At 56.4% G+C, this 2,888-nt stretch carries 3 protein-coding genes; 2 read left to right on the plus strand and 1 reads right to left on the minus strand.

Features of this window, described 5'->3' with window-relative positions:
- Both VMT71_00140 and ltrA read left to right on the plus strand, forming a co-directional pair.
- Window positions 1-392: hypothetical protein (locus tag VMT71_00140; protein ID HVN22348.1), on the plus strand; the 392-nt coding region annotated here is incomplete at its 5' end.
- A gap of 2 nt (window positions 393-394) precedes the next feature.
- Window positions 395-1,690: a group II intron reverse transcriptase/maturase gene (gene ltrA, locus VMT71_00145; GenBank protein ID HVN22349.1), complete on the plus strand. Its 1,296-nt coding sequence runs from the start codon at window positions 395-397 to the stop codon at window positions 1,688-1,690.
- 576 nt (window positions 1,691-2,266) lie between these two features.
- Here the strand turns inward: ltrA and VMT71_00150 are convergent.
- Window positions 2,267-2,888 (minus strand): hypothetical protein (locus tag VMT71_00150; protein HVN22350.1); only part of this gene is annotated, 622 nt, incomplete at its 5' end.

Consider the following 2,888-nt stretch of genomic DNA (forward strand, 5'->3'; position numbering starts at 1 on the left):
AAAGGGTGATGGCGAGCGGTCAGGCCGTAACGAGAGTGAACGCAGAGGTGGCCTCGAAAGTGCACAAATCTGAAGGCCGAGACTTCAACTGGAGGGTGAAGGCAGCATGGATGCCCGAAAAGCTGGCTGATACGGGTACTCCACTTCAGCGGGGTGGGAGCGACGGTATGATCGCAAGGACACACCATGCAACTGGAGAAGCCCTCGCCGCCCCGGATGAGAAATCGCCGGAGCAAGGTAGGTCCTATAACCGCAGAACCGGGAAGTGGGCCGAAGGCGGCAGGGTGGCGGAGGGGCCGGCAGTAGCGACGATGCGGGGTAATGCCCGCGGAGCGAAGCGGCCCTGCTCGTGGTATTCCTTCTTTCAACAGGGTGACGCAGGGGTGCGCTGATAATGACGCCCATCAGTCTGCAGGATCTGAGAAAGAGGATGTACGCAGTGGCGAAAGCCGACAAGCACCACCGATTCTGGGGCCTGTATGTGCACATTTGCAAGGAAGAGACATTGCAGGAAGCTTACCGGGCCGCACGACAGAACAACGGGGCGCCGGGAATAGACGGCGTCACCTTCGAGATGATCGAACGGGACGGCGTGGATGTCTTCCTTGCAGGCATACGGGAGGAGTTGCTCTCAGAGACGTACCTCCCCATGAGGAACCGGAGAAAAGAGATACCGAGTAATGGAAAAATGAGAATCTTAGGTATCCCGTGTATCCGGGACCGCGTGGTGGAGGGAGCGCTGAAACTGATTCTCGAACCGATCTTTGAAGCCGATTTCCAGGAAGGCTCCTACGGCTACCGCCCGGGAAAGAAAGCCCACGAGGCAGTCGACCGAGTGGCAAGCGCCGTGGTCCGCAACAAGACACGGGTTATCGATCTTGACCTGAAAGCCTATTTCGACAATATCTCACACTCCATGCTCCTTCAGAAGGTGGCCCGAAGAGTTGCGGATGACAAGGTACTGAGGCTCCTCAAGCTCATGCTTGCTGCCAACGGCAGGAGAGGAGTCCCGCAGGGCGGGGTAGCCTCCCCGCTGCTCGCGAACATCTGCTTGAACGAGGTCGACGCGATGCTCGAACGCATGAAACGCACGACGAGCAAATCGGGCTTCACCTACGTTGAATATGCCCGATATGCAGATGACCTCGTGGTACTGGTCGATGGTTATGGCGGGAAGTGGGAGTGGCTCCTCACCGAGGTCTATACAAAGCTTCTTGAGGAATTGGCGCGCATCAACGTGCAGGTGAATACGGAGAAGACGAGACTGGTAGACATGATGAAGGGAGAGACGTTCAGCTTTCTCGGTTTTGACTTCCGGAGGATGAAGGCGAAAAGCGGAAAATGGACGGTGTGGACGACACCGAGGATGAAGGCAAGGACAAAGCTCCTGCGGAACCTCAAGGACATCTTCCGGCGTTTCGTATCACAGCCCGTCGACCGGGTCATTGCCTTGATCAATCCGAAGCTCAGGGGCTGGATGAACTACTTCCGGATAGGCAATGCAGGCACATGCTTCTCCTATATCAGGGATTGGGTAGAGAAGAAAGTTAGGAGGCATCTTCAGAGGGCACGGAACTGGCGGGGTTTTGGTTGGAAGAGGTGGAGTAGGGAGTGGCTGTATAAGAACCTTGGCCTCTACAATGATTACAAGGTTCGGTACTACCGCCCCGAAAGCGCTGCCAGCCGGTAGGCATCATAAGCCTTTGTGTGAAGCCAAGAGGAAAGCCCATTGCGGGAAATCCGCACGATGGGTTTGACGTGGCGGAGGTTGGAAACGTGGCATGGTTGAGATGATGTGACACTCGCGACGCGAAAGGGCGAGCAAACGGGGAACACAAACATCAACCTAAACCGGCGCGCCAATCTTCGACCCTACCGGGGAGAGGTTACAGGAAACCGGTGGCTGCAAGGTCATACGGCGCCTGTAACCTACTCTACTCTGCAAGAAACGCTGAGCCAGTACTATGAACATTTCTAGGTGCTGTACGTACGAAACCTGCTTTGTCTTGTTATTTCAGTTAGTTACATACCATTTTTCATTATCTCTTTTCTGTGTTTCGCTGTCAAGAGAATTCTTTGCTTTTGTCTTTGCCGTTTTGGGGCCGTCACTATCATACATAGTGTAACCATCTTCCGTGTCGCCGCCGTACTGTGGAACTGTGGGAAGGTGAGAGAGCTTTCCATAGTTCCACAGTGAGTCCTGGTTTTGCTGTTGTGCGCGCGGAGCTCTCGCTCTTTTTGATTCAGCGTTTCTGACGACCAACCGTTACTCATGCCAAGCTTCTCCTTTGCGCACAGAGTCAATGAGAAGGCGCACACCCTGGTTGTCCGAAGGATTGAGCCAGAGCATGCGGGTAAAAACGTCGTCGGCTTCTTTGATGCGGCCGAGCCGCCACAGGCAGAGACCGTAGCCATGCAGACAGCGGAGGAAGGGACGGTTGTCGGTGTATCCCCAGAGGAGGACGCCGGCGAAGTTTTCCCCGAGGGAGAGCTCGCCGATCCGCACCCCGATTTCATAGTGACGGGTGGCCGTCTCGGGATCGCGGGGGAAGGCGAACATGCCGAGGTGCGCATGGGCGTCGAGACAGCGGAGATCAGCAACGAGGAGGCTCATGAGGGTGAGGCGCGCCTCAGCGTACGCGCGGGCCTTTTTGAGTTCGACCGCCTCGAGTATGGGATCCGTATCGGGATCGTCAGGGTCCTCGCCGGGGATGACCTGTTCCATCTCATAGACAGGTCGTGGACCGCGCTTGATGATCGGTTGCGCCCACGCTGCTATCGGTTCATCGGGCTCGCCCCAATACTCATCCTTGGGATCCCACATGCCCTCATCGTGAAGCTTGAGCGGCGTGAGGCCCAAGGCAGCGACATCGAGGCGCCAGGCCTTG

It is taken from the genome of Syntrophorhabdales bacterium, assembly GCA_035541455.1.
Taxonomy (GTDB): Bacteria; Desulfobacterota; Syntrophorhabdia; order Syntrophorhabdales; family WCHB1-27; genus JADGQN01.

Excerpts from the sequence above, each read along its gene's own strand:
- ltrA (HVN22349.1), top strand. The coding sequence starts at position 395 with ATGACGCCCATCAGTCTGCAGGATCTGAGAAAGAGGATGTACGCAGTG.